This is a genomic window from Thiomicrospira sp. ALE5, from assembly GCF_900112445.1.
GTDB lineage: Bacteria > Pseudomonadota > Gammaproteobacteria > Thiomicrospirales > Thiomicrospiraceae > Thiomicrospira.
This window is the reverse complement of the sequence record NZ_FOYY01000006.1, coordinates 56,521-76,078: the sequence shown is the minus strand read 5'-3', so window position 1 is coordinate 76,078 and position 19,558 is coordinate 56,521. Positions and strand designations below refer to the sequence as shown.

Sequence of the window (19,558 nt, the reverse complement as noted above, 5' to 3'; positions counted from 1 at the left end):
TTACCTGCTCCTCTTTGCTTCAGCCTAACACCGACAAGATAAAACCATACTCATGACATGACGCTGACCCGGTGCCAGCTCGTAGCCATTTTGCAGCGCATTACCGGACTCAACACAGACCATATATTGATATTGATCATCAGGCATATCGGCAAAGGCTTTAACGCCTTCGGCCCCCGGATTCCATACAATGGTGCTGGCACTGTTCGTTTTATCGATCACAATATCACGCCCTTGATCTTTGATCACAACCGCTGCATGATGATCCACATAAACGCAGTCCATTGGTGGCTGAAGGCTTAGGGTGTCTTGCTGCGTGAAGGGCGCAAAATCTTGGTTTTTGTCATAAAAAGTTACGCCCTCTAAACCTTCAATTACCAGGCCTGGTGCATGGGCGACCTTAAAATAGCTGTGCAAGGCTTCGGTCACAAACCAGGCCTGGTCACTGCGATTTTCGCCAATCAGCTCAATAGATAACTGTTTGCCTAGAGTAACCACTAAACTCAATTTGAAATCATACGGCCAGGCCTGCTGAATCCGTGCATTCGATACAAGACTTAATACCAAACGCGTGGCATCGCCCACACTTTCCACTGATTCAACATCCCACAACTCATAGCGCGCAAAGCCATGAGCTTTTTTAGCGGCATCTGTTGGGTGCGCACCCATCTTACTGGCATCGTAGGCGCCAAACCACGGCCAACATACTGGCACGCCACCACGCACGGGCTTGGTGCCATCATAAATAGCGGTGTCACTAACCCACAATAAATCCTGCCCACCAGCAGGAATATAGCTTAATAAGGTCGCGCCATGAGTGGTTAAGGTCGCTTGACCATAGTCGTTTTGTAATTCAATCATGATTAATTGGTCACGCTGATAAAAGCGCACATTGGGGTGATCAAAACGCTGTTGCAAATGGTCTAGCATGGTAGGTCCTTAGACGTTGAAGAAATGAAATAATTTGAGGCCGTAAATTTGGCCTTAGCTATCCCCTCCCGCCTTCGATTTTTGCTGCGCAAAAAGAGGCGGCGTTCAGGGATAGCTAAGACCCTCTTTAAGATGAACTTAGTTAAATACGCCAATCGTTGAGAGTTTGTGTCAGCGTGTCCGCCGGGTAATCACCGCTAATATAAGCCTGACCGATTGACTTCATCAATACCAAACGCCCCCCCCCGGCCTGCACTTTTTTGTCACCCGCCATATACTGCATAAACTGTGCGTTGCTCAGTTCATTCGGCGGATAAACCGGTAAGTTAGCGCGTTTAAACAAGGCCGCAATCCGCGCCACATCCGCCGCGCTCAAATCGCCCAACAGCTGTGACATATAGGCCGCCTGCATCATCCCGGCGCTAATCGCCTCACCATGCAACCACGCACCATAACCCATGCCCGCTTCAATCGCGTGCCCAAAGGTATGGCCTAAATTCAACAGCGCGCGCTGGCCTTGTTCGGTTTCGTCTGCCGCCACTATCTCGGCTTTATTTCGGCACGAACGCTCAATCGCCTCGGCCAACAAGACTGGATCACGCGCCATCAAACCTTCAAGATGCTCCTCCAACCATTCAAAAAACGGCAAATCTCGAATCAGGCCATATTTAATCACTTCCGCCAGGCCTGCTGATAGTTGACGGTCTTCCAGCGTGTTCAGGGTATTGGTATCAATCAGCACCGCTTGTGGCTGATGAAACGCACCAATCATATTTTTGCCCTGCGGGTGATTCACCCCGGTTTTGCCGCCGACAGACGAATCAACTTGCGACAAGAGCGTGGTCGGCACTTGAATAAACGGCACACCACGCTGATAGGCCGCCGCCGCAAAACCGGTCATATCACCGATTACGCCGCCACCTAATGCAACCAGCGTACATTTACGATCAAAATGACCGCCAATCAGCTGATCAAAGATACGGTTCAAAATCTCAAGGTTTTTATAAGCTTCACCATCTGGCAGCACCACCGCGTCCACTTTAAACCCGGTAAACAACGCCTTGCAGGCCTCCAAATACAAAGGTGCAACAGTGGTATTGGTCACAATCATCACCTGCGTGCCTTTAACAAACGGGGTCATGCGTTCAGGTTTTTGCAATAGGTCTTGGCCGATATAAATCGGATAACTACGTTCAGCTAAATCTACGGTTAAGGTTATCAATGGACTATCCTAAAGTAGGCTATCTACACTAAGCAGGTTAAATTAAAATGATGCGTTAGCAAAAGGGCGATTAGGCGACGACACCTTCGCGCACCAACTGGTCTTGAATATGCCGCACAACTCGAAATACAGACGACTGTTGCGTATCAACAATTAAGTCTGCGACGTCTTCGTAAAGCGGGCCGCGCTCTGTTAATAAACGTTCAATCACCGCCTCTGGATTGTCGGTTTGCAATAATGGACGATTACGATCATTTTTGGTTCGCTGAACCAGCGCAGCAAGCGAGGAACGCAAGTAAACCACAAACCCACGTGCGGCCAAATGACGACGATTATCGGCAGACAATACCGCGCCACCACCGGTGGCAAGCACCAGGCCTGGTCGTTGCGAAATATCATCAATCACCGCACTCTCGCGTGCACGAAATCCGGCTTCACCTTCAATATCAAAAATAACCGGGATTGTTACACCGGTTCGTGCCTCGATTTCGTGGTCGCTATCAATAAATTCATAACCCAATTTTTCGGCCAAAATACGCCCTACGGTGGATTTTCCGGCCCCCATCGGCCCAACTAAAAAGATACTTTGTTTGCTCATAAAACAAATTGTATCCAAAATTTCGTTGTTAATGCGCAAAACCTACAGGAAAATAGGTGCTTTTTTGATAAACTGTATAACTAATCATTCTATGTGTGTTTTTTATGTTAGGCCAACTCTATGTTATTTCCGCGCCGTCCGGTGCGGGTAAAACCTCACTCGTCACCCGTTTACTTGAAATAGACCCGATGATTAAAGTATCGGTGTCCACCACTACACGTGCGCCCAGACCCGGTGAACGTGATGGCGTAAACTATCATTTTGTCGACAAAGCCACGTTTGAACAGCAAGTAACTGAGCGCGCATTTCTTGAGCATGCTAAGGTTTTCGACAACTACTATGGCACGAGTCGTGCAACGGTGATGCAACAGTTAGATGCCGGCTTGGATGTCATTTTAGAAATTGACTGGCAGGGTGCGCAACAAATTCGCCAACAATTTAAGCAGCTCACCAGTATTTTTATCGCACCGCCTTCATTCACTGAACTAGAACGTCGCTTAAAGGGTCGCGGTACTGACGCGCCTGAAGTCATTGAAAAACGCATGAATGAAGCGGTCAGTGAATTAAGCCATTACGACGAATTTGATTATCTGATTATTAATGATGACTTTGATAGTGCGCTATTGCATTTGCATAGTGTGTTTGTGGCCAAGCGTCAAACACTCAACTATCAAAAAATTAAACATGCCAGTCTTTTAGACCAACTTATGCCAAGCTAATTGCGGAGTCCTTATGCCAGGTTTTGAACTTTTTGACGAACAAGAAAAACAGCAGGTCGCTGAAGTTATGGAGAAAGGGTTTACCTTCCGCTATAACTTTGATGGCATGCGCAACGGTGTCTGGAAAGCCCGTGAAATGGAGCAGATGATTCAAGCGGATTTACCGGTTAAACATGCCCATTTAGTATCGAGTGGTACCGCGGCGCTAACCGTTGCCATGGCCGCCGCCGGCATTGGTGCCGGCGATGAAGTCATTGTACCGCCTTTTACCTTTGTCGCCTCAGTCGAAGCGATTGTGCTGGCTGGTGCGATTCCGGTGTTTGCCGAAATTGATGAAACCCTGTGTTTGTCACCTGAAGGCATTGAAGCGGCAATTACCCCCCGCACCAAGGCGGTCAACTTTGTACACATGTGTGGCTCCGGCGGTTATATGGACAAAGTCCGTGCCGTTTGCGACAAACACAACATCATTCTGATGGAAGATGCCTGCCAAGCCACTGGCGCGACCTATCAGGGGCGCGCATTAGGTACTTGGGGACAAGTGGGTACCTTCTCGTTTGACTCGGTTAAAACCGTATCTTGTGGCGAAGGCGGCGCAGTCATTACCAACGATACCGCCATTTACGATAACGCCCATCAATACTCTGATCATGGGCACGACCATATTGGTTCGGATCGTGGCGCGGAAAGCCACCCGATTATGGGCGCGAACTACCGCATTTCAGAAATGAATGCCGCCGTTGGTGTGGCGCAATGGGCAAAACTGCCACGCATATTGGATATTCAGCGTCAGAATAAAAAAACGCTTAAAAGCGCCCTTGCCGACTATAGCGAAGTGAGTTTCCGTGATATCGCCGATGAAGCCAATGAAAACGCCGGTTTTTTAAGTTTTATGCTCCCAACCGAAGCGCGTACTAGTGAAGTATTAGCAGGCCTGCAGGCCGCCGGTATTCCAGCCGTATTCTATTGGTATGGTAATAATTGGCACTATTTGAAAAACTGGCAGCACATTCAGAAAATGAAGGGACCGGCCAAATTACCGATTGAGTTGATTGCTGATCGCCCAGACTATACGCAAGTAAAAACCCCTAAATCGGATGCCATTATGAGCCGCACCCTGTCGATGCTGATTAATTTGAGCTGGACAGACGCCGATATTCAGAAACGCCTCGATGCGTTTGCCACTGTATTTAAGAAGTAAGGATTCCCGCATGAAATTTCGTAATTTTAAAACCGTGCCACGCATGATTTTTGGTCGTGGTTCATTTGAGCAGCTTGATGATGTGCTGGCCGAACAACGCCAAACTGACCAAGACTTTGTGGTGTTTGCGGTCGATAGCGTGCATAAAGGCAAGCCACTTGAAGGACGTATTCCAGCACTACCACAGGACATGATTTTATGGGTTGATGTTACCGATGAACCCAAAACTACCTATGTAGATGCATTAACTATTGAAGTACAAAAATTTGGTAAAGGCAACAATCCTGTATCCGTGGTTGGTTTAGGTGGCGGCTCTACCCTTGACCTAGCTAAAGCCATTTCGTTAATGCTGACCAATGAAGGTGGTTCAGCGTCTTATCAAGGTTGGGATTTGATTAAAAACCCAGCCGTACATCATGTTGGTATTCCAACACTTTCCGGCACCGGAGCAGAAGCATCACGTACTACGGTATTGACCGGCCCTGACAAAAAACTGGGCATGAACTCTGACTATACGGTGTTTGACCAAATTATCATGGACCCGGATTTAATTAAGGGTGTGCCTACTGATCAGTGGTTTTATACCGGCATGGATTGCTACATCCACGGGATTGAAGCGCTAAATGGCACCTATATCAATGAATTTGCTCGCGCCTTTGGCGAAAAATCGCTTGATCTTTGTCGTCAAGTTTATCTAGACGATCATCCTGATGCAGATGAAAAACTGATGATGGCCTCTTACATGGGTGGTCAAAGCATCGCCTATAGCCAAGTCGGTGCCTGTCATGCCTTATCTTATGGTTTGTCCTATGTGTTAGGTTATCACCACGGCATCGGCAACTGTATTGTGATGGATGTGTTGGATGAGTTTTATCCTGAAGGCGTGCGCGAATTCCGTGACATGATGAAAAAACACAATATCACCCTGCCAAAAGGTATCACCAAAGGCATGTCGGAAGACGATATGCAAAAAATGATTCGGGTATCCTCAGGCCTCGCCCCATTATGGGATAACGTTTATGGCCCAGACTGGCAGCAGCATGTCACCCCCGCATTGTTACGCTCATTATTTGAGAAGATGTAATGCAAACGGTCGTTTTTATTCCCGCGCGTTACGGCAGCTCACGGCTGCCAGGCAAACCGTTAAAGCTGATTGCCGGCAAACCGATGATTCAGCATGTTTATGAGCGGATTGCCAAAGCAGACGGCTTAGCCGGTGTCTATGTGGCAACCGATGATGAACGCATTGCAAACGTGGTGCGTGACTTTGGCGGTGATGTGGTTATGACACCGGTAGAAGCCGCATCAGGCACGGACCGCATTGCCGCCGCCGCCGCGGCATTAAATTTGTCTGATGATTGCTTAATCGTCAATGTACAGGGCGATCAGCCGTTGGTTCATCACGAGTCGATTGAGGCGGTGATTGCGCCATTTAAATCAGCCGATTATGATGGCTCATTTGCCATGAGCACCCTGTCGTTCAAGATTGTTAATGAAGCCGAAATCACTAGCCCCAAAGATGTCAAACTGGTCACCGACATTCATGGCTTTGCGCTGTATTTTTCACGTGCGACCATCCCGCATGGTCGTGATTATTGGGATCACGACTCCTACAAGCATCTCGGTGTCTATGCTTACACCAAGTCTTTTGTCGATCAATATGCGCGCTGGCCATTAGGTCGTTTAGAGGATATTGAAAAGCTAGAGCAACTGCGCGTGTTAGAACAGGGGCATAAAATCAAGGTGGTCGAAAGCCGCTACGATTCCCCGGAAGTTGATGTGCCGGGTGATCTAGAGATCATGGAAGCCTTGTTATTATCGGGTCACTAGGTCCTGTTCGGATGTGGCGCTACCAACTGCTTATTCGCTTAATCGCACCGCTGCTACTCATTTGGCTAGCTTGGGAGGCGATTAAGCGACAAGGGAGCTGGCGCTTTATTTTGCAGCGATTAGGCTTTGACTACCGCTTCACCAGCAGGCCTGCTCAACCTATTTGGATTCATTGCGCTTCAGTAGGCGAAGTTCGCCTAATTACGCCATTAATCCAAGCTGAACCTGAGCAGGCCTGGCTTATCACCTGCAACACCCCTACCGGTATGCGTGCCGCGCAGTCGGTTAGCCATCCACGACTTCAACTCGCCTATTTACCGCTCGACTATCCCAGTGCCATTCAGCGCTTTTTAGCTCTAGCGCAGCCGCAGGCACTGTGGGTAGTAGAAACGGAACTATGGCCTAATTTATATCAAACCGCCAAAAAAGCAGGCCTGACCATTCATTTAATTAACGGCCGCCTTTCAGCCAAAAGCCTGCGCGCACCCGCTTGGCTAAAACAGGCTTACCAGGCCTGCTTTACTGCCTGCGACAGCATCATGGTACGCCACCCCACTGATAAGCAGGATTTTATTAGCCTGGGTGCGGCCGCTAACAAAATACAGGTAGTGGGGAATCTAAAACTCAGTAACCTTCAACAGCCTCGACATCAACCCGCACCGACAAGTGCAGACTATGTCGTCATGGCCTCAACGCATCAAGGTGAAGATATCGCTTTGATTGAACATTGGTTAGCCTTGGGGCGCACCGAATTATTGGTTGTGGCACCCCGCCATCCGCATCACGCGCGACGCTTGTTTAAAACCCTGCAGCAGCGCGGTGTTATGGTCTGCTTGGCTGACACACTCCCCGCAACACCGCCACCAGGCCTGGTGTGTATTGAGCAGCGTTTTGGGCAGCTATTAGCTTGGTTTGAACATGCCAAAATCGTCGTTATGGGAGGATCTTTTGTAACGAAAGGAGGGCATAACTTTTTAGAGGCCGCTGCATACGGACGATGCATTCTAACCGGGCCGGATAATCGTGACTTTGCGCCAGAGGCGGCCTTGTTTGAACAGGAAGGCGGGCTAATTATTTGCCCTAATTATGAAAAACTGCAACAGCGACTTAATCAGCTACTGACTAACGCTGCGCTGCGCGAGCGTTATGGCACTCGCGCAGCACAACTTATTGCGCAACAACCGGATGTGTTAACGGCCTACCGACTTGCGCTAGGCCGAATTGACTAAGGTCGTTAACTCAAGCTTAACGCATCGTAACCAGCTCTTCAGCTGAGCTAGGATGAATCGCAATGGTCGCATCTAAATCTGATTTACGCGCGTTCATTTGCACGGCAACCGCAAAGCCTTGCAACATTTCATCGGCACCATCACCCACAATATGAATCCCGACTACTCGCTCTTCAGGCCCATAGACCACCAGCTTTAAAGCGGTTTTGATTTGGTGCTGCGTAAAGGCATAACGCATTGGCGTAAATACTGAGGTATACACCTTCACATTGTCATGACCATAGGCTTTACGCGCATCATGTTCCGCTAAGCCCACCGTACCAACCGGAGGGTGCGAAAAAATGACTGTCGGCACCGCATGCAGATCCAGCTTTAAATGAGGCTTACCATTATATAAACGTTCTGCTAAAAAACGTCCGGCACGAATGGCCACGGGGGTCAATTGGGGTTGACCGGTTACATCACCGATAGCATAGATATTCGCCACACCGGTATGGTGGCAAGAATCCACCTCAATGGTGCCGCGATTAGTTGGTTCAATGCCGGCATTTTCGAGTGCTAAAGGTTCAAGTAGGTTACGACGCCCTACTGCCCAGACCACCTCGTCAAACCCCGTCAGACACTGGCCATCTTCACTGGTCACGGTAATCGTGCCATCAGCAACCCGTTCCAGTTTTTTAACTCGGAAATGGTATTCCTTGTGGATGCCGCTCTCAATCATCGCATCGGTTAGATTTTCACGAATCATGTCATCGAAGCCGCGCAAGACCAAATCCTTGCGACTTAATAAACTGACATCCGTTCCTAGTGCCTGGAATACACCAGCCAGTTCAACTGCAATATAGCCACTACCGATTACCGCGACTTTTTTAGGCTGCTCGGTTAACGCAAAAAAGCCATCTGACGTCAGACCTAATTCAGCGCCTTCGGTCTCTTGTGGAATATCCGGTACGCCACCGGGACTGATCACAATTACTTCTGCCGTATAGCGCTTACCATCAACCTCGATGGTATTCGCATCCACAAACTTGCCCCAGCCTTGCAATACATCGACACCCAATTTTTCCATATAACCACCAAACCAGGTGTTAATGTTTTTAATATAGGTTTCACGCTGCTCAACTAACTTAGCCCAAGAAAACCCTTTAACATCCAGATCAAAACCGTAATCAGGGGCATCACGCAAGGCTTCGGCAATGTGCGCACCAAACCACATGACTTTTTTAGGCACACAACCGATATTGACACAAGTGCCACCAAGCTTTTTAGCTTCAACTACCGCACACTTTTTACCGTACTCAGCGGCTCGCTCGACTACCGACAAACCGCCGCTACCACCACCAATTGCAATCAAATCATAATCATATTTCATCTATTATCCTTATAGCATCTATCTATTAAAGACTAGAAATAAAACAGGGAGCAAAACCCTAACATTAGGTTTTACTCCCTGCTTGTTACTTACTTATTAACAAAACGACCGGAATTAGGCGGTTTTCTGTTTTGCCAAATAAGCTTCTAAATCGTCTGAACCACCAACATGCTGGCCTTCGATAAATACTTGCGGTACAGTATCACGGTTAGCAACTGCACGTAAGGTGCGTGACGTTAAACCACTATTGCTGATCATAATTTCTTCAAATTTAATGCCAGCATCTTCTAAGGCTGCTTTTGCTTTAGCACAGAATGGGCAACCGATTTTGGTGAAAATGGTTGCAACAGGTGGCTTAGCCGCATTAGGGTTGATGTAATGTAACATGGTATCGGCATCTGATACTTCAAATGGATCGCCGTCTACTTCTGGCTCGATAAACATTTTTTCAACAACGCCATCTTTAACTAACATCGAATAGCGCCATGAACGCTTACCAAAACCTAGGTTGTTTTTATCAACCAACATTCCCATACCTTCAGAGAACTCACCATTACCATCAGGTAGCAAAATGACGTTATCCGCTTCTTGATCACGCGCCCATTCGTTCATAACGAAGGTATCGTTTACAGATAGACAAACAATGCTATCGACACCGTTTTTAAAGAAAACAGGTGCTAGTTCATTGTAACGTGGTAAATGGGTTGAAGAACAGGTTGGTGTAAAAGCACCTGGCAATGCAAATACGATAACCGTTTTGCCTTTGAATAACTCATCTGAAGTGACATTGACCCATTCGCCATTTTGACGAGTTGGAAAGGTTACGTTTGGAACTTGTTGACCTTCTTTATTAACTAACGCCATTGCTATCTCCTTAAAGATTTATCTATAAAAATTAACTTATCAGTTGTAAGAATTATAGCGGCATATAATTTTTTTATAATTATAAATAAAAATAAGGGCAATAGTTAAAAGCTATCACCCCTACTTTAGTTCCGCTGGTAATTTAATTATTCAGCAAGCATCAATTCAAAACGACGGTTTTGAACACGACCAGCTTCAGTATCATTACTTGCTGCTGGTTGAGTCAAACCAAATGCAACTGTTTCAATACGATCTGCAGGCACACCTTTGTTTAATAAATAAGCTTTTGCAGCATTAGCACGACGCTCTGACAAAGCTAAGTTGTAGGCAGGTGTACCAATCGTACAGGTATGACCATGCACTACTGCACTTTCATTAGGATTCGCTTTTAAGAAGGCGGCAAAGCGATCTAAACGCTCGAAATCATTTGAGTTGAGATCGGCTTGGTCAAAACCAAATAAACCAACAATTTTTTCAGGCGCTTCAGGTGCTGTTGCAACAGGAGCGGGTGCTGGCGCTGGTGCCGGAGCTGGCGCAACTGTTGTAGTCTTTTCAGCTACCTGCTCTTCCCAACCTTCACACTTAGCAATGGCTGTTTCTTTAGACCAGTGAATACTACGGACACAACCACCCCAAGTAGTACGAACAATGTTTCCATCTGAGTTAATCACATAGGCCGATGAGCCATTATGATGAATATCGCCAGCATGGGCGTTCATGCTCATGGCAAATAAACTTGCGATCGCGATTCCAGTTACTTTTAATTTCATTTCGTTTCTCCTAGAAACAGTTAGTTAATTTTCTTATTAAAATTTTAGCATAACACTGTGACAAAGAAAGCTTTTTTCAGTGCGGTTTCACCCCTTGCAAGGACAAAAGCAAAGCTTCTAATAGGTCATGCTGTTTGGCATGTGCCATCATTAATCCTGCGCCATGATCAAACCCCTGCGTCTGACAGATCCGTAAGGCAGATCCAAACTCCGAGCCAAGTGGACTGCCTTGATAAGCATCCAAATCAAGCATTGCGGCCAGCGCACCCATATTCTTTAGCAAACAAGCTGCATGTAATGGCATAACGGCCGCACCAGCAGAATCTTGAGACACCGCATGATGAGGATCAACCTCCTCGCGCTCGATAAGCAAGCGAACTACCCAATAATTCATTTGAGTATCCGCCTCGCTTTCTAGTGCATGCAGAAAAATATCAGCGGGTTTTAATTCGACATCTGCCAATAACCTATCTACAAGCGTATTAAAAGGTTCACGCAGGGATTCATCCGCGCTAAACAAGCTCATAATTCTCCTTTATTCGTTTTATGAGGGCCTTATATACTTTGAGCACAAGCATGAGCCGATGCCCAAGCCCACTGAAAATTATAGCCACCTAAATGCCCAGTCACATCCAGTACTTCACCAATATAATAAAGCCCTGGGACCTTGTTACTTTCAAATGTTTTTGACGATACTTCGCTTGTAGCTACGCCTCCCAGACTGACTTCGGCTTTAGCATAGCCCGCTGTATCATCGGGATAGATTTGCCACTCGGTGAGCTGTTTTGCAAGCTGATCAAGCCTTGCTTGATTGTAGTTTGCCAAATCATCTGCAAAATCAAACTTCACTTGCCAAGCCTGTATAAAACGTTTTGGCCAAAAGGGCTTGAGTGCACCTGATAAACTTTGTGCGTTTTGCTTTAAATGCCATAACCAATCCAAGACATCTGTAAGACTGGGTAGCAAGTTCAGGCTAATCGGCTCACCAGACTGCCAATAGTTTGATACCTGTAGAATAGATGGCCCGCTTAAGCCTTGGTGAGTAATTAACATCGCGCCTTGAAATGTGGGGCCTTGCTGTGCAGTTACCTTTACGTCTAAACTCAAACCGGCTAGGTCTGACCACCAGGCCTGCTGACGTGCTGGCATGGTTAATGGCACCAGTCCAGGTCGTGAAGGAATCACCGCCAATCCAAACTGCTTAGCTAATGCCATTCCAAAATCAGACGCACGCAGCTTAGGATAGGATAAGCCGCCAGTTGCAATCACCAACTTAGTGCTAGTTAATTGACCTATTGAGGTTTCTATTGTCCAAGCACCCTGCTGCTTAAGCACCGAATTAATATGACAATTTAGCTGCAGCTCAACACCGGACCAATCGAGTTCTGTGCGCAGCATGGCGATAATTTGGCCTGCACCGTCAAGCGTAAAAAGCTGGCCGTTATCGCGTTCTTCATAGGCAATATTATGCCTTTCTAGTCGCTCAATAAATAGGTCGGGTTGATAGCGTGCTAAGGCTGATTTAACAAAGTGCGGATTAGCGCAAATGAAGTGCTTCGGTTCAACACGACGGTTGGTGAAGTTACATTTTCCGCCACCAGAAATCCGAATCTTGGCACCTGGCTTCGGCGCATGGTCTACCAACAATACATTTAGACCCCGGTAACCCGCTTCAATGGCACAAAACATTCCTGCGGCACCCGCCCCAATGATCACCACATCGTAGGATTTTGGCCTCATTAGGTATCCACTCGTTCTGTGATCACTTCCCAAGCTTGGTTTCGCCGATTCGCTTCTTGTTTTAAAAGGCTCATCACCTTTTCTACAATCTCTGGCCCTGCCTCTACCCCCATTTCTATAGAACGTCGGCGTTGCTGATCAAAATGTGGCAGACTAAAAATACGCGCATTTGGATACGCCGTTTCAAGTTCAACCATCCAATCTATCCACTCCGCTTCACTCGCGTCGATCAATCTAATAGCGCGTTCAATAGTATGTCGCCCACTCAAGTCCGCTAAAGGGTTAGCCAACACCCAGCCCATCATGAGCTCAGCCATTTGTGGAAAACCAGGCATAAAATAGTGCTGTTGCAAGTAAAAACCAGGCACGCCATTAAAACCATTCGGAATTAACTGCGCACCGAGTGGAAACTCAACCATTTTGATCCGATTAGGGTAGGCTTGTTCGCCAAATAATTCTTCTAGTATTCCTCGCCCTTCTTCATGCACCTCCAAAGGCAAACCCATCGCCTGGGCAGCACATTGCCTGGTACGGTCATCTGGCGTCGCACCAATACCACCACAACAAAATACTTGATCGCCTGAGGCTAGGGTTTGACTAAGTTGATGTCGTAAAATCTCAGGATCATCCCCGATAAATCGCACCCAGTTCAGGGTCAACCCACGCGGCTTTAATAGCCGCGCTAAGTTTGCCAAATGACGATCCTGACGCTTACCGGATAGAATTTCATCACCGATTACGACTAAACCAATACCGGCCATCACCACTCCTTGACTCACCCAGTAGACTACTATACAAAAACGGCCACATTCAGTGGCCGCAAAATAAGCATAAAGTATAAGACAATCTTAATGCACTTACTTATACGCCCTTAACCAAACGTACAATCGGATGCACCCATAACAAAAGTGCGATTGCATAACCCACGGCCATAAATATTAGTAGTGCCCAATCTAGCCAATATGCCATAAACGCAAAAGATGAACCGGAAAGGGTTGGAATAGCTAAGAACAACACAACAGCTATTGCCAAGCCCACCATAAGCGTGGGCTTCAAGGCCGACTGCTTAACGAGGCCACCAAACTTCATGACCGAAGCCGCATTTAAAAGAATGGCGCCCAGAATAAATAACGCGATAACCAACCAATGCGTTTGGGCATAACCCACCATCATATAAAAACCTAAACTTAAACCTTCCATAGCACTTTACACATTCCCTTTTAACATTTGCAAATAAGTGGGCTTGAGCATTTGATCTTTCATAATCCAAGCAAACCACGATTCTTTTTTCGGGTCAATAAATGAATAGGTTGGCGTTAGGTTTCCATCATAATCAAACTCAATTAACATGGCTGCACCAAAACGTGTTAACAGCGGGCATGAGGTATAACCGTCAAATGTCGCTTCAGGCTCTTCTCCAGCAATCACTGAAATGAGGTTTTGCACCACAATGGGCACCGACATTTTTACCGTTGCGGCCGTTTTACCGCGTGGCGTACCGTTCACATCACCACAACCAAACACTTCTGGGTAGGTCAGATGCTGCAGAGTATCACGATCTACGGCTAACCAACCACCAGCAGCCATATTCCCCTCAGTCCAAGCTAAATTAGACTCACGAACCGAACGAGGTGCACGCATGGGCGGTACAACATGCAACAAGTCATACTCTGTTGTGAACTGATTACCATCCTCTTGGGTAAAGGTCGCTTTGCGCGCACCAATATCGACAGCCGATAACTCATGACGGAATTTAACATCCATGTCATGTTCTGCAAAACGATTAAGTAGGAAGTCGTTATACCAAGGCAAACCAAAGACACCATTTAACGCTGAATAAAAACTCATTTGCGCTTTATCTGCCCCGCCGTTTTGTTGTAAACGGTCTAGGGTAAGCAGGGTCATCTTTAAGGGTGCACCCGCACAACGAATCGGCGTACTGGGTAGCGTAAAAATGCCATTACCCCCGTCAACGCTGTACTTGCGAATCGCATCCCAGGTTTTCGCAGCCGCATCCGGGCTATTGTAAACGCTGGCCAAGCCATTCTGACCAATCGCATTGACATCCATACCCTCGATTGCATCGTAGTTATATTCAACACCTGATGCAACAACCAGAAAATCATACTCGACCACTCGACCCGTATCGGTAATGACCCGTTTGTTATCAGGTTCATACACATCGGCCATTTCTTTAATCCAATTGACTCGAGACGGCATAAAGCTGGCATTGCGATCCAATACTTTGCTTTTGGCCCAAGCACCGGTAGCCACCAGGGTCAGACCAGGCCAGTAGTAATGGGTTTCACGACGATCGATAATGGTAATATTGGCATTAGGTAAGGCTTTAGCCAAACGATTAGCGATACTAATACCGGCCGCACCCGCGCCAGTAATAACAATCTTTGCATTGGATTGTTCTGCACGCGCAGGAATAGCACCTAGACCTGCAACAGCGGCCATAGCTGCAGCACCACCCAATAAAAACTTACGGCGATTAATGCCGCTTAAAGCCGATAGAGATGACATATTTTAAACCTCTGTGTTCAAAGGATTTTGTGGGGACATTTCAACAGCACCCCATCAAAACTACAACATTAGATTATACTAATATTAAAAACTTAATTCAAAACCTATGTGCGCGCCATCATCAAACTTAACTTTCGCTTCTTTGTATTCCACTTCAAACCGACGATAACCTACAAACCCTTCAAGGTTACGCAATAAACGAATATTTGCACGCACTGATAGCTCGTTTAAGTTCTCGGCATCACTAAAAGCTAAAATATCTGGCGCAACTAGATACTCTAAAGTTACGTTGCTGGGCGTTGCTGTTGGTAACCAGTAAGCAGCATGCACACCCAACATCACACCCGTGCCTAACTTATCAATATCCTTTGCTTGCGCATAGGCAAACTTGCCCTTAACGCCTAGGTCTAAATTAGCATCAAGCACGCCTTTGCCAATATAAGCAAACGATGTATCCACCACATAATCTTTATCACTGTTGTATTGATAACCTAAGTCAAAACGATAGGTCTCTTGCATCCATAGATCACTGCTGAAAAAGCCAAATTTAGCCGAATCATTGGCGAGCTGGACATTAACGCCCATTTCACCACCTTGTGCGACAACAGGTAAACTTGCACCGACCAATGCTGATGCAACAAGTGCTTGAAGTGTTTTTTTCATAAATTGACTCCTATTTAATTTTATATTAATGGCAATAGCTACTGGCTTGCGTCTTGTTGTGCTTGTTCCGCTTGTGATGTTAACCAATCACCAAAGTGACTTAACTGTTCAACCCAGCCAGTCAGCGACTCAAGCGCGATAATCGAGTAATCTCGAACCGGCCCCCAGTCCAATAAAATGGCAACAATCCACAGGGCAATTAATAGCAACCAAACGAGTGTTTTAATAAAGAACATTTACAGTCCAAACCTTGAACGTTGTTGTATTTTTTGAATTTTATTTTGACCTGCCCATACTTGACGGTTAGTCTTTAAGTCTATTAATACTAAATCTGTTTGATAAAAAGTCACCCGACGATTATTTAATTGATCAACAATCGAGGTAATTGTGCCACTTAAAGCAAAATCAGCGCCAATTTCCTCACCAAATGGTGTCACCGTATCAGGCCGCGAAAATTCTTGTTGAGCAGCACGCTCTTCACGAACCTCACCACGCTGATCTGCCGCTGCAACAAAATCAACTCGACCTGATCGAATCCCAGCACGTCGTAAATCGTTAATAAATGTCTCTACTGGAATCTGTTGATGTGTACGATTATCAACAGTTTGAATAATCACCACCGGACGAACTTGACCCGTTTCAGATTGAAAACGCTCTATCCACGGAAAACTGAGCATGTCATCAATCATTGAATCCGCGACGAGGCGCGAATCGGTCGCATTCCACTGATCGGTCAGCGCAATTTCTTCTGCCGCATCAACGCGTTCAACCTTGGTTCCAGCACAACCCTGAATGCCTAGTCCTAGCGCTAACACACCCATCAACAGGCCTGCTCGGCTAAGGGGTGACCATGATATTGTCTGTTTCATTTTACAACCTCCACAAAGGTATTTAAGTTGATGCATTTTACCAATATTTATTTGCTTTACCTGCAAATCCTTCTCATTTTCACGCTTTTATTGCAGACGCGTTACCGGCAACCAAATACGTTCACCCGGTGCAAAATTACCTTGCTGAGCTTGTCCCTGCGGATCAATCCAGCTAAGTTTGCCTGGTTCCACCCATTGACGGTGCAGATGAATATAAGCCGGCAAGGTTTGCCAGTTTCGTGTTTCAGCCGCTTCAGTTGCCGATGTTGCTAAATCGCCCAGCAAGCGCAACAAGGCATTGTCTTGGGTTACGGCCTGCACGCCTAAACGTTTAATCATGGCACGCGCCAAGGCGGCATAAAAATCTTCATTTGCCGCGAGTAATTGCGCATACACCGCCTGCACGGCAGGTGCATCCATCATCACAGCCGATAAGGCTTGATCATTCACCCTCAAGTTAGGTTGAACTGGCTGCGGCCAGGCCAATAAATCATAATAGGGAATCGTCACCCGTAAGGGGGTTTGCGCAGCACGATCTAAGCCCACCGCTTGCACTTGCGGCCAAATCGGTCCTAAAAATAGCGTTTTACTGCCAACCGCACCGCGCACTATGCCGCGTAAGCCATCTTGATAAATATTGAGTGCCAAACGAGCAAGGCCTTTATCGGTGTACATCAAATAAAACCATATTGACTGCGCCAGCCCTTCATCGCCTGCAGCAAGGATAATCGGATAGACTTCCATATTCTGGGTGCGATGGCTCACAATCAACATCGCATTCATTTCACCTCGTTGCGGAATCCAGCCTTGATGAACCACCTGCACGAGTTCAACCCAGTCCGTTTGCCAGGCCTGGAGAAGCGCTTGCTGCTCGGTTGATAGTTTTTGTTCGGCTAGCTTTGGCCAATCCGATTGACCTAAACGCTTCATCATACGCAAAGTATCAAACCAGGCCTGCTGTGCCGCCTGTTCGCTTAAACCCATTTGCTCACTGTAGCCCTGCTCGTATAGCTGGGCGGCCTGTTGATAGGCCACCCGCGCCGGTGACCACTCGCCTCGCTGCTCATAGACCATGCCGGTGACATAGCGCAGCCAAGCATTATCTCGCAACACATACTCACTACGATCGAACAAGTCGCCATTCAACAAACGTAAAATCGCCAGCAGACGATAAAAAGGCGTTTCGCGCTGCTCGGCGGCGGCCTGAAAATCCAGCACTTGCGCGGCTAAATCATTCAGCTGCACTTCCATTTGACGCGCCATAACACGCGCATCGATTAACGCTTGTCGCTGTTCATCAGACGTGACCGCTGCTTCGCTCAAGGCAAGGAAATTTAGCGTTTGGATATATTCAATAAACAAACGCTCAAAGGTTTGCGGACGATACATGCGTTGTCGTGGACTGGTCATCAGTACGCGCAACTCTTCGGTTAGCGAGGTGGTTTGGGCCAGCTCTGCATCGGTTTTGGCTTGCTCAAATAACAGATGACTGGCTTGATAATCGCTGGCCAAGTGGCGCAGCATACCAAGTTCTAAATTCAGCAGAATTTTTTCACGCCGCTGTCCATCTAAATCACGCACCAAGGCCTGTTCTGCCAGCGCCCAATCTTGCACAAGCAAGGCTTGTCTGGCTGGCTCAGTTTGTTGTTTATAGCTAGCACAGCCATGCAATAGCAGCACTGCCAGCATCAACAATACGCCCTTCATAGCGACCCTCATAGTGTGTGTCCTAATAGTTGACCTTTGCGCCAAGGCCGCAACCTAAAACGCCCCGGATGCACCGCTGCATCCAACCTATTCATCTCAGCATCAGCGGTCGCAGGTGTAATACCCAGTATCTGATCACGAATACGCTCGGCCGCCCACCACACTGACATTAACCCCCTTGCGCCATGCCCTTGCGATACCCACAAAGCCGGATGATAGCGTTGCGCAGGATATTGAAATAGGGCTTTATTATGCGGTTGCGATAAATAGGCTTGCTCAACCCAATCCGCATCAGGTAAGGCACCAATAATGGGTAGATGATCTGCTGTAGTAGGCCGAAAGCCCACACGACCCTGCCACAAGTTGACCGCTGGCGGCACCCAGTCCGGTATCACCGCCGCCAGTTTTTCGGCATTGCGTTGATGCGAGGCCAAGGAGGTCGTTTGCGACACATCCGGTGCTTCAAAAGTCGCCCCCGTCACCCAATAGCCGTTTACTGGCGGGGTAGTGTAACCCTGATGGGCCATGGCACCGGTTAAGGGATAAGCACAATCCTGTTGATGCATATAACTTACTTGACCTTTAAGCGGTCGGATGGGCAGTTGCCAGGCCTGGTTAAGCCGCGACAAGGCGCCCGTGGCAATGACCACTGCATCGGCATTTAAAGTCGTAGCGCCACTAGGGATATGCCATTGTTGCGAAGAGTCATGCCAAACCAGTCCATCTACCTCTAACCCACCTTGAAACCGAATCGAAGGGTGATCCAACGCACGCTGCACTAATGACGGTGGACTCAACCAACCCGCTTGCCGATACACCAGGCCTGCTGGTTGGTTAGCACTCAATGCCGCCTCCACACTAACCCACTCACAGGGCAGGTTCAGTCGTCCGAGTAATTGCGTCAGTTTCTCGGCATCATCACTATCCTTAAACACCTGACGTAAACCAGATAAATCACCGATGACCTGACCCTGCTCCACCCAATCGGCTACCCAGCGCCAGGTTGCTTGCAAACCTTGCCAATAAAACTGACTGCGAATATTCCAATCAGCGGTGAGCAATGGATGCACCAGACCGGCTAAATTACCCGATGCCGCTTGCGCGGGTTGTTCGGCTTGATCCACAACCGTCACCTGCCAGCCCGCTTTGGCCATCACCTGTGCTACCGCACTGCCGGCTAAACCCGCGCCAATCACCAGCAAGTGCGGCGTAGTGGGCCAAGCTCGCGGCGCAGGCGGCGCAAACCAAGGCAGCATGGGTTTTGGTTTAGACTTATCAGCCATCATGTTAGAATAAAATACCTTTTAATTTAAGT

At 47.5% G+C, this 19,558-nt stretch carries 21 protein-coding genes; 5 read left to right on the top strand and 16 right to left on the bottom strand.

The features are described from left to right. Positions 1-24 precede the first annotated feature (24 nt). From BM293_RS09880 to aroK, 3 genes are all read right to left on the bottom strand, one after another. The gene (locus BM293_RS09880; RefSeq protein ID WP_093449095.1) at positions 25-930 is read right to left on the bottom strand and encodes a D-hexose-6-phosphate mutarotase; all 906 of its coding nucleotides are present in this window, start codon (positions 928-930) and stop codon (positions 25-27) included. Positions 931-1,072: 142 nt separating this feature from the next. Beyond that, complete coding sequence (gene aroB / locus BM293_RS09875) at positions 1,073-2,152, bottom strand: 3-dehydroquinate synthase (RefSeq protein WP_093449091.1); 1,080 nt, start codon at positions 2,150-2,152, stop codon at positions 1,073-1,075. A 70-nt stretch (positions 2,153-2,222) separates the two neighbouring features. After that, entirely contained in the window at positions 2,223-2,750 is a 528-nt protein-coding gene (gene aroK, locus BM293_RS09870) for a shikimate kinase AroK (protein ID WP_093449089.1), read from the bottom strand. A 104-nt stretch (positions 2,751-2,854) separates the two neighbouring features. Between aroK and gmk the strand changes: the two genes are divergently transcribed. The 5 genes from gmk to BM293_RS09845 are packed head-to-tail and all read left to right on the top strand — an operon-like array spanning position 2,855 to position 7,729. Continuing rightward, the gene (gene gmk, locus BM293_RS09865) at positions 2,855-3,469 is read left to right on the top strand and encodes a guanylate kinase (protein ID WP_093449087.1); all 615 of its coding nucleotides are present in this window, start codon (positions 2,855-2,857) and stop codon (positions 3,467-3,469) included. Between the two features lie 13 nt (positions 3,470-3,482). Continuing rightward, positions 3,483-4,670 carry a DegT/DnrJ/EryC1/StrS family aminotransferase gene (locus tag BM293_RS09860; protein ID WP_093449085.1) on the top strand — a complete coding sequence of 396 codons (1,188 nt, stop codon included), beginning with the start codon at positions 3,483-3,485 and terminating at the stop codon, positions 4,668-4,670. A gap of 10 nt (positions 4,671-4,680) precedes the next feature. Next, positions 4,681-5,754 carry an iron-containing alcohol dehydrogenase family protein gene (locus BM293_RS09855; RefSeq protein ID WP_093449082.1) on the top strand — a complete coding sequence of 358 codons (1,074 nt, stop codon included), beginning with the start codon at positions 4,681-4,683 and terminating at the stop codon, positions 5,752-5,754. Continuing rightward, on the top strand, positions 5,754-6,500 hold the full coding sequence (gene kdsB, locus BM293_RS09850) for a 3-deoxy-manno-octulosonate cytidylyltransferase (protein WP_093449080.1): 747 nt from the start codon (positions 5,754-5,756) through the stop codon (positions 6,498-6,500). Before BM293_RS09855 ends, kdsB begins: the two co-directional genes overlap by 1 nt. Positions 6,501-6,511: 11 nt before the next feature. Next, the gene (locus BM293_RS09845) at positions 6,512-7,729 is read left to right on the top strand and encodes a 3-deoxy-D-manno-octulosonic acid transferase (protein ID WP_093449078.1); all 1,218 of its coding nucleotides are present in this window, start codon (positions 6,512-6,514) and stop codon (positions 7,727-7,729) included. Positions 7,730-7,745: 16 nt separating this feature from the next. Here BM293_RS09845 and gorA read toward each other — a convergent pair whose 3' ends face one another. The 13 genes from gorA to mnmC form a co-directional block, all read right to left on the bottom strand. After that, positions 7,746-9,101, bottom strand: a complete 1,356-nt coding sequence (gene gorA / locus BM293_RS09840) for a glutathione-disulfide reductase (RefSeq protein ID WP_093449075.1) — start codon at positions 9,099-9,101, stop codon at positions 7,746-7,748. 114 nt (positions 9,102-9,215) lie between these two features. Beyond that, positions 9,216-9,965, bottom strand: a complete 750-nt coding sequence (locus tag BM293_RS10470) for a glutathione peroxidase (protein WP_093449072.1) — start codon at positions 9,963-9,965, stop codon at positions 9,216-9,218. 146 nt (positions 9,966-10,111) lie between these two features. Continuing rightward, positions 10,112-10,735, bottom strand: coding sequence for an OmpA family protein (locus BM293_RS09830; protein WP_093449069.1), 624 nt, complete (start codon positions 10,733-10,735; stop codon positions 10,112-10,114). Between the two features lie 76 nt (positions 10,736-10,811). Continuing rightward, positions 10,812-11,261 (bottom strand): hypothetical protein, encoded by a 450-nt coding sequence (locus BM293_RS09825; RefSeq protein ID WP_093449066.1) that lies wholly within the window; start codon positions 11,259-11,261, stop codon positions 10,812-10,814. A gap of 29 nt (positions 11,262-11,290) precedes the next feature. Then, the gene (locus tag BM293_RS09820; protein ID WP_093449064.1) at positions 11,291-12,475 is read right to left on the bottom strand and encodes a BaiN/RdsA family NAD(P)/FAD-dependent oxidoreductase; all 1,185 of its coding nucleotides are present in this window, start codon (positions 12,473-12,475) and stop codon (positions 11,291-11,293) included. Beyond that, entirely contained in the window at positions 12,475-13,236 is a 762-nt protein-coding gene (locus tag BM293_RS09815) for a competence/damage-inducible protein A (RefSeq protein WP_093449061.1), read from the bottom strand. The genes BM293_RS09820 and BM293_RS09815 overlap by 1 nt, the downstream gene beginning before the upstream one ends. A 100-nt stretch (positions 13,237-13,336) precedes the next feature. Beyond that, positions 13,337-13,675: a glucose transporter gene (locus BM293_RS09810; protein WP_093449059.1), complete on the bottom strand. Its 339-nt coding sequence runs from the start codon at positions 13,673-13,675 to the stop codon at positions 13,337-13,339. A gap of 6 nt (positions 13,676-13,681) precedes the next feature. After that, the gene (locus tag BM293_RS09805; protein WP_093449057.1) at positions 13,682-15,004 is read right to left on the bottom strand and encodes an NAD(P)/FAD-dependent oxidoreductase; all 1,323 of its coding nucleotides are present in this window, start codon (positions 15,002-15,004) and stop codon (positions 13,682-13,684) included. Positions 15,005-15,088: 84 nt separating this feature from the next. Next, entirely contained in the window at positions 15,089-15,667 is a 579-nt protein-coding gene (locus BM293_RS09800; protein WP_093449055.1) for a YfaZ family outer membrane protein, read from the bottom strand. A 38-nt stretch (positions 15,668-15,705) separates the two neighbouring features. Then, positions 15,706-15,903 carry a hypothetical protein gene (locus tag BM293_RS09795; protein ID WP_093449052.1) on the bottom strand — a complete coding sequence of 66 codons (198 nt, stop codon included), beginning with the start codon at positions 15,901-15,903 and terminating at the stop codon, positions 15,706-15,708. Further along, on the bottom strand, positions 15,904-16,536 hold the full coding sequence (locus BM293_RS09790) for a penicillin-binding protein activator LpoB (protein WP_093449050.1): 633 nt from the start codon (positions 16,534-16,536) through the stop codon (positions 15,904-15,906). It lies immediately after the preceding gene. Positions 16,537-16,623: 87 nt separating this feature from the next. Beyond that, on the bottom strand, positions 16,624-18,255 hold the full coding sequence (locus BM293_RS09785) for a COG3014 family protein (RefSeq protein WP_093449047.1): 1,632 nt from the start codon (positions 18,253-18,255) through the stop codon (positions 16,624-16,626). Further along, on the bottom strand, positions 18,252-19,529 hold the full coding sequence (gene mnmC / locus BM293_RS09780) for an FAD-dependent 5-carboxymethylaminomethyl-2-thiouridine(34) oxidoreductase MnmC1 (RefSeq protein ID WP_093449045.1): 1,278 nt from the start codon (positions 19,527-19,529) through the stop codon (positions 18,252-18,254). Before mnmC ends, BM293_RS09785 begins: the two co-directional genes overlap by 4 nt. Positions 19,530-19,558: the final 29 nt, after the last annotated feature.

Excerpts from the sequence above, each read along its gene's own strand:
- BM293_RS09880 (WP_093449095.1), bottom strand. The coding sequence starts at position 930 with ATGCTAGACCATTTGCAACAGCGTTTTGATCACCCCAATGTGCGCTTT.
- aroK (WP_093449089.1), bottom strand. The coding sequence starts at position 2,750 with ATGAGCAAACAAAGTATCTTTTTAGTTGGGCCGATGGGGGCCGGAAAA.
- gmk (WP_093449087.1), top strand. The coding sequence starts at position 2,855 with ATGTTAGGCCAACTCTATGTTATTTCCGCGCCGTCCGGTGCGGGTAAA.
- BM293_RS09860 (WP_093449085.1), top strand. The coding sequence starts at position 3,483 with ATGCCAGGTTTTGAACTTTTTGACGAACAAGAAAAACAGCAGGTCGCT.
- BM293_RS09855 (WP_093449082.1), top strand. The coding sequence starts at position 4,681 with ATGAAATTTCGTAATTTTAAAACCGTGCCACGCATGATTTTTGGTCGT.
- kdsB (WP_093449080.1), top strand. The coding sequence starts at position 5,754 with ATGCAAACGGTCGTTTTTATTCCCGCGCGTTACGGCAGCTCACGGCTG.
- BM293_RS09845 (WP_093449078.1), top strand. The coding sequence starts at position 6,512 with ATGTGGCGCTACCAACTGCTTATTCGCTTAATCGCACCGCTGCTACTC.
- gorA (WP_093449075.1), bottom strand. The coding sequence starts at position 9,101 with ATGAAATATGATTATGATTTGATTGCAATTGGTGGTGGTAGCGGCGGT.
- BM293_RS10470 (WP_093449072.1), bottom strand. The coding sequence starts at position 9,965 with ATGGCGTTAGTTAATAAAGAAGGTCAACAAGTTCCAAACGTAACCTTT.
- BM293_RS09830 (WP_093449069.1), bottom strand. The coding sequence starts at position 10,735 with ATGAAATTAAAAGTAACTGGAATCGCGATCGCAAGTTTATTTGCCATG.
- BM293_RS09825 (WP_093449066.1), bottom strand. The coding sequence starts at position 11,261 with ATGAGCTTGTTTAGCGCGGATGAATCCCTGCGTGAACCTTTTAATACG.
- BM293_RS09820 (WP_093449064.1), bottom strand. The coding sequence starts at position 12,475 with ATGAGGCCAAAATCCTACGATGTGGTGATCATTGGGGCGGGTGCCGCA.
- BM293_RS09815 (WP_093449061.1), bottom strand. The coding sequence starts at position 13,236 with ATGGCCGGTATTGGTTTAGTCGTAATCGGTGATGAAATTCTATCCGGT.
- BM293_RS09810 (WP_093449059.1), bottom strand. The coding sequence starts at position 13,675 with ATGGAAGGTTTAAGTTTAGGTTTTTATATGATGGTGGGTTATGCCCAA.
- BM293_RS09805 (WP_093449057.1), bottom strand. The coding sequence starts at position 15,004 with ATGTCATCTCTATCGGCTTTAAGCGGCATTAATCGCCGTAAGTTTTTA.
- BM293_RS09800 (WP_093449055.1), bottom strand. The coding sequence starts at position 15,667 with ATGAAAAAAACACTTCAAGCACTTGTTGCATCAGCATTGGTCGGTGCA.
- BM293_RS09795 (WP_093449052.1), bottom strand. The coding sequence starts at position 15,903 with ATGTTCTTTATTAAAACACTCGTTTGGTTGCTATTAATTGCCCTGTGG.
- BM293_RS09790 (WP_093449050.1), bottom strand. The coding sequence starts at position 16,536 with ATGAAACAGACAATATCATGGTCACCCCTTAGCCGAGCAGGCCTGTTG.
- BM293_RS09785 (WP_093449047.1), bottom strand. The coding sequence starts at position 18,255 with ATGAGGGTCGCTATGAAGGGCGTATTGTTGATGCTGGCAGTGCTGCTA.
- mnmC (WP_093449045.1), bottom strand. The coding sequence starts at position 19,529 with ATGATGGCTGATAAGTCTAAACCAAAACCCATGCTGCCTTGGTTTGCG.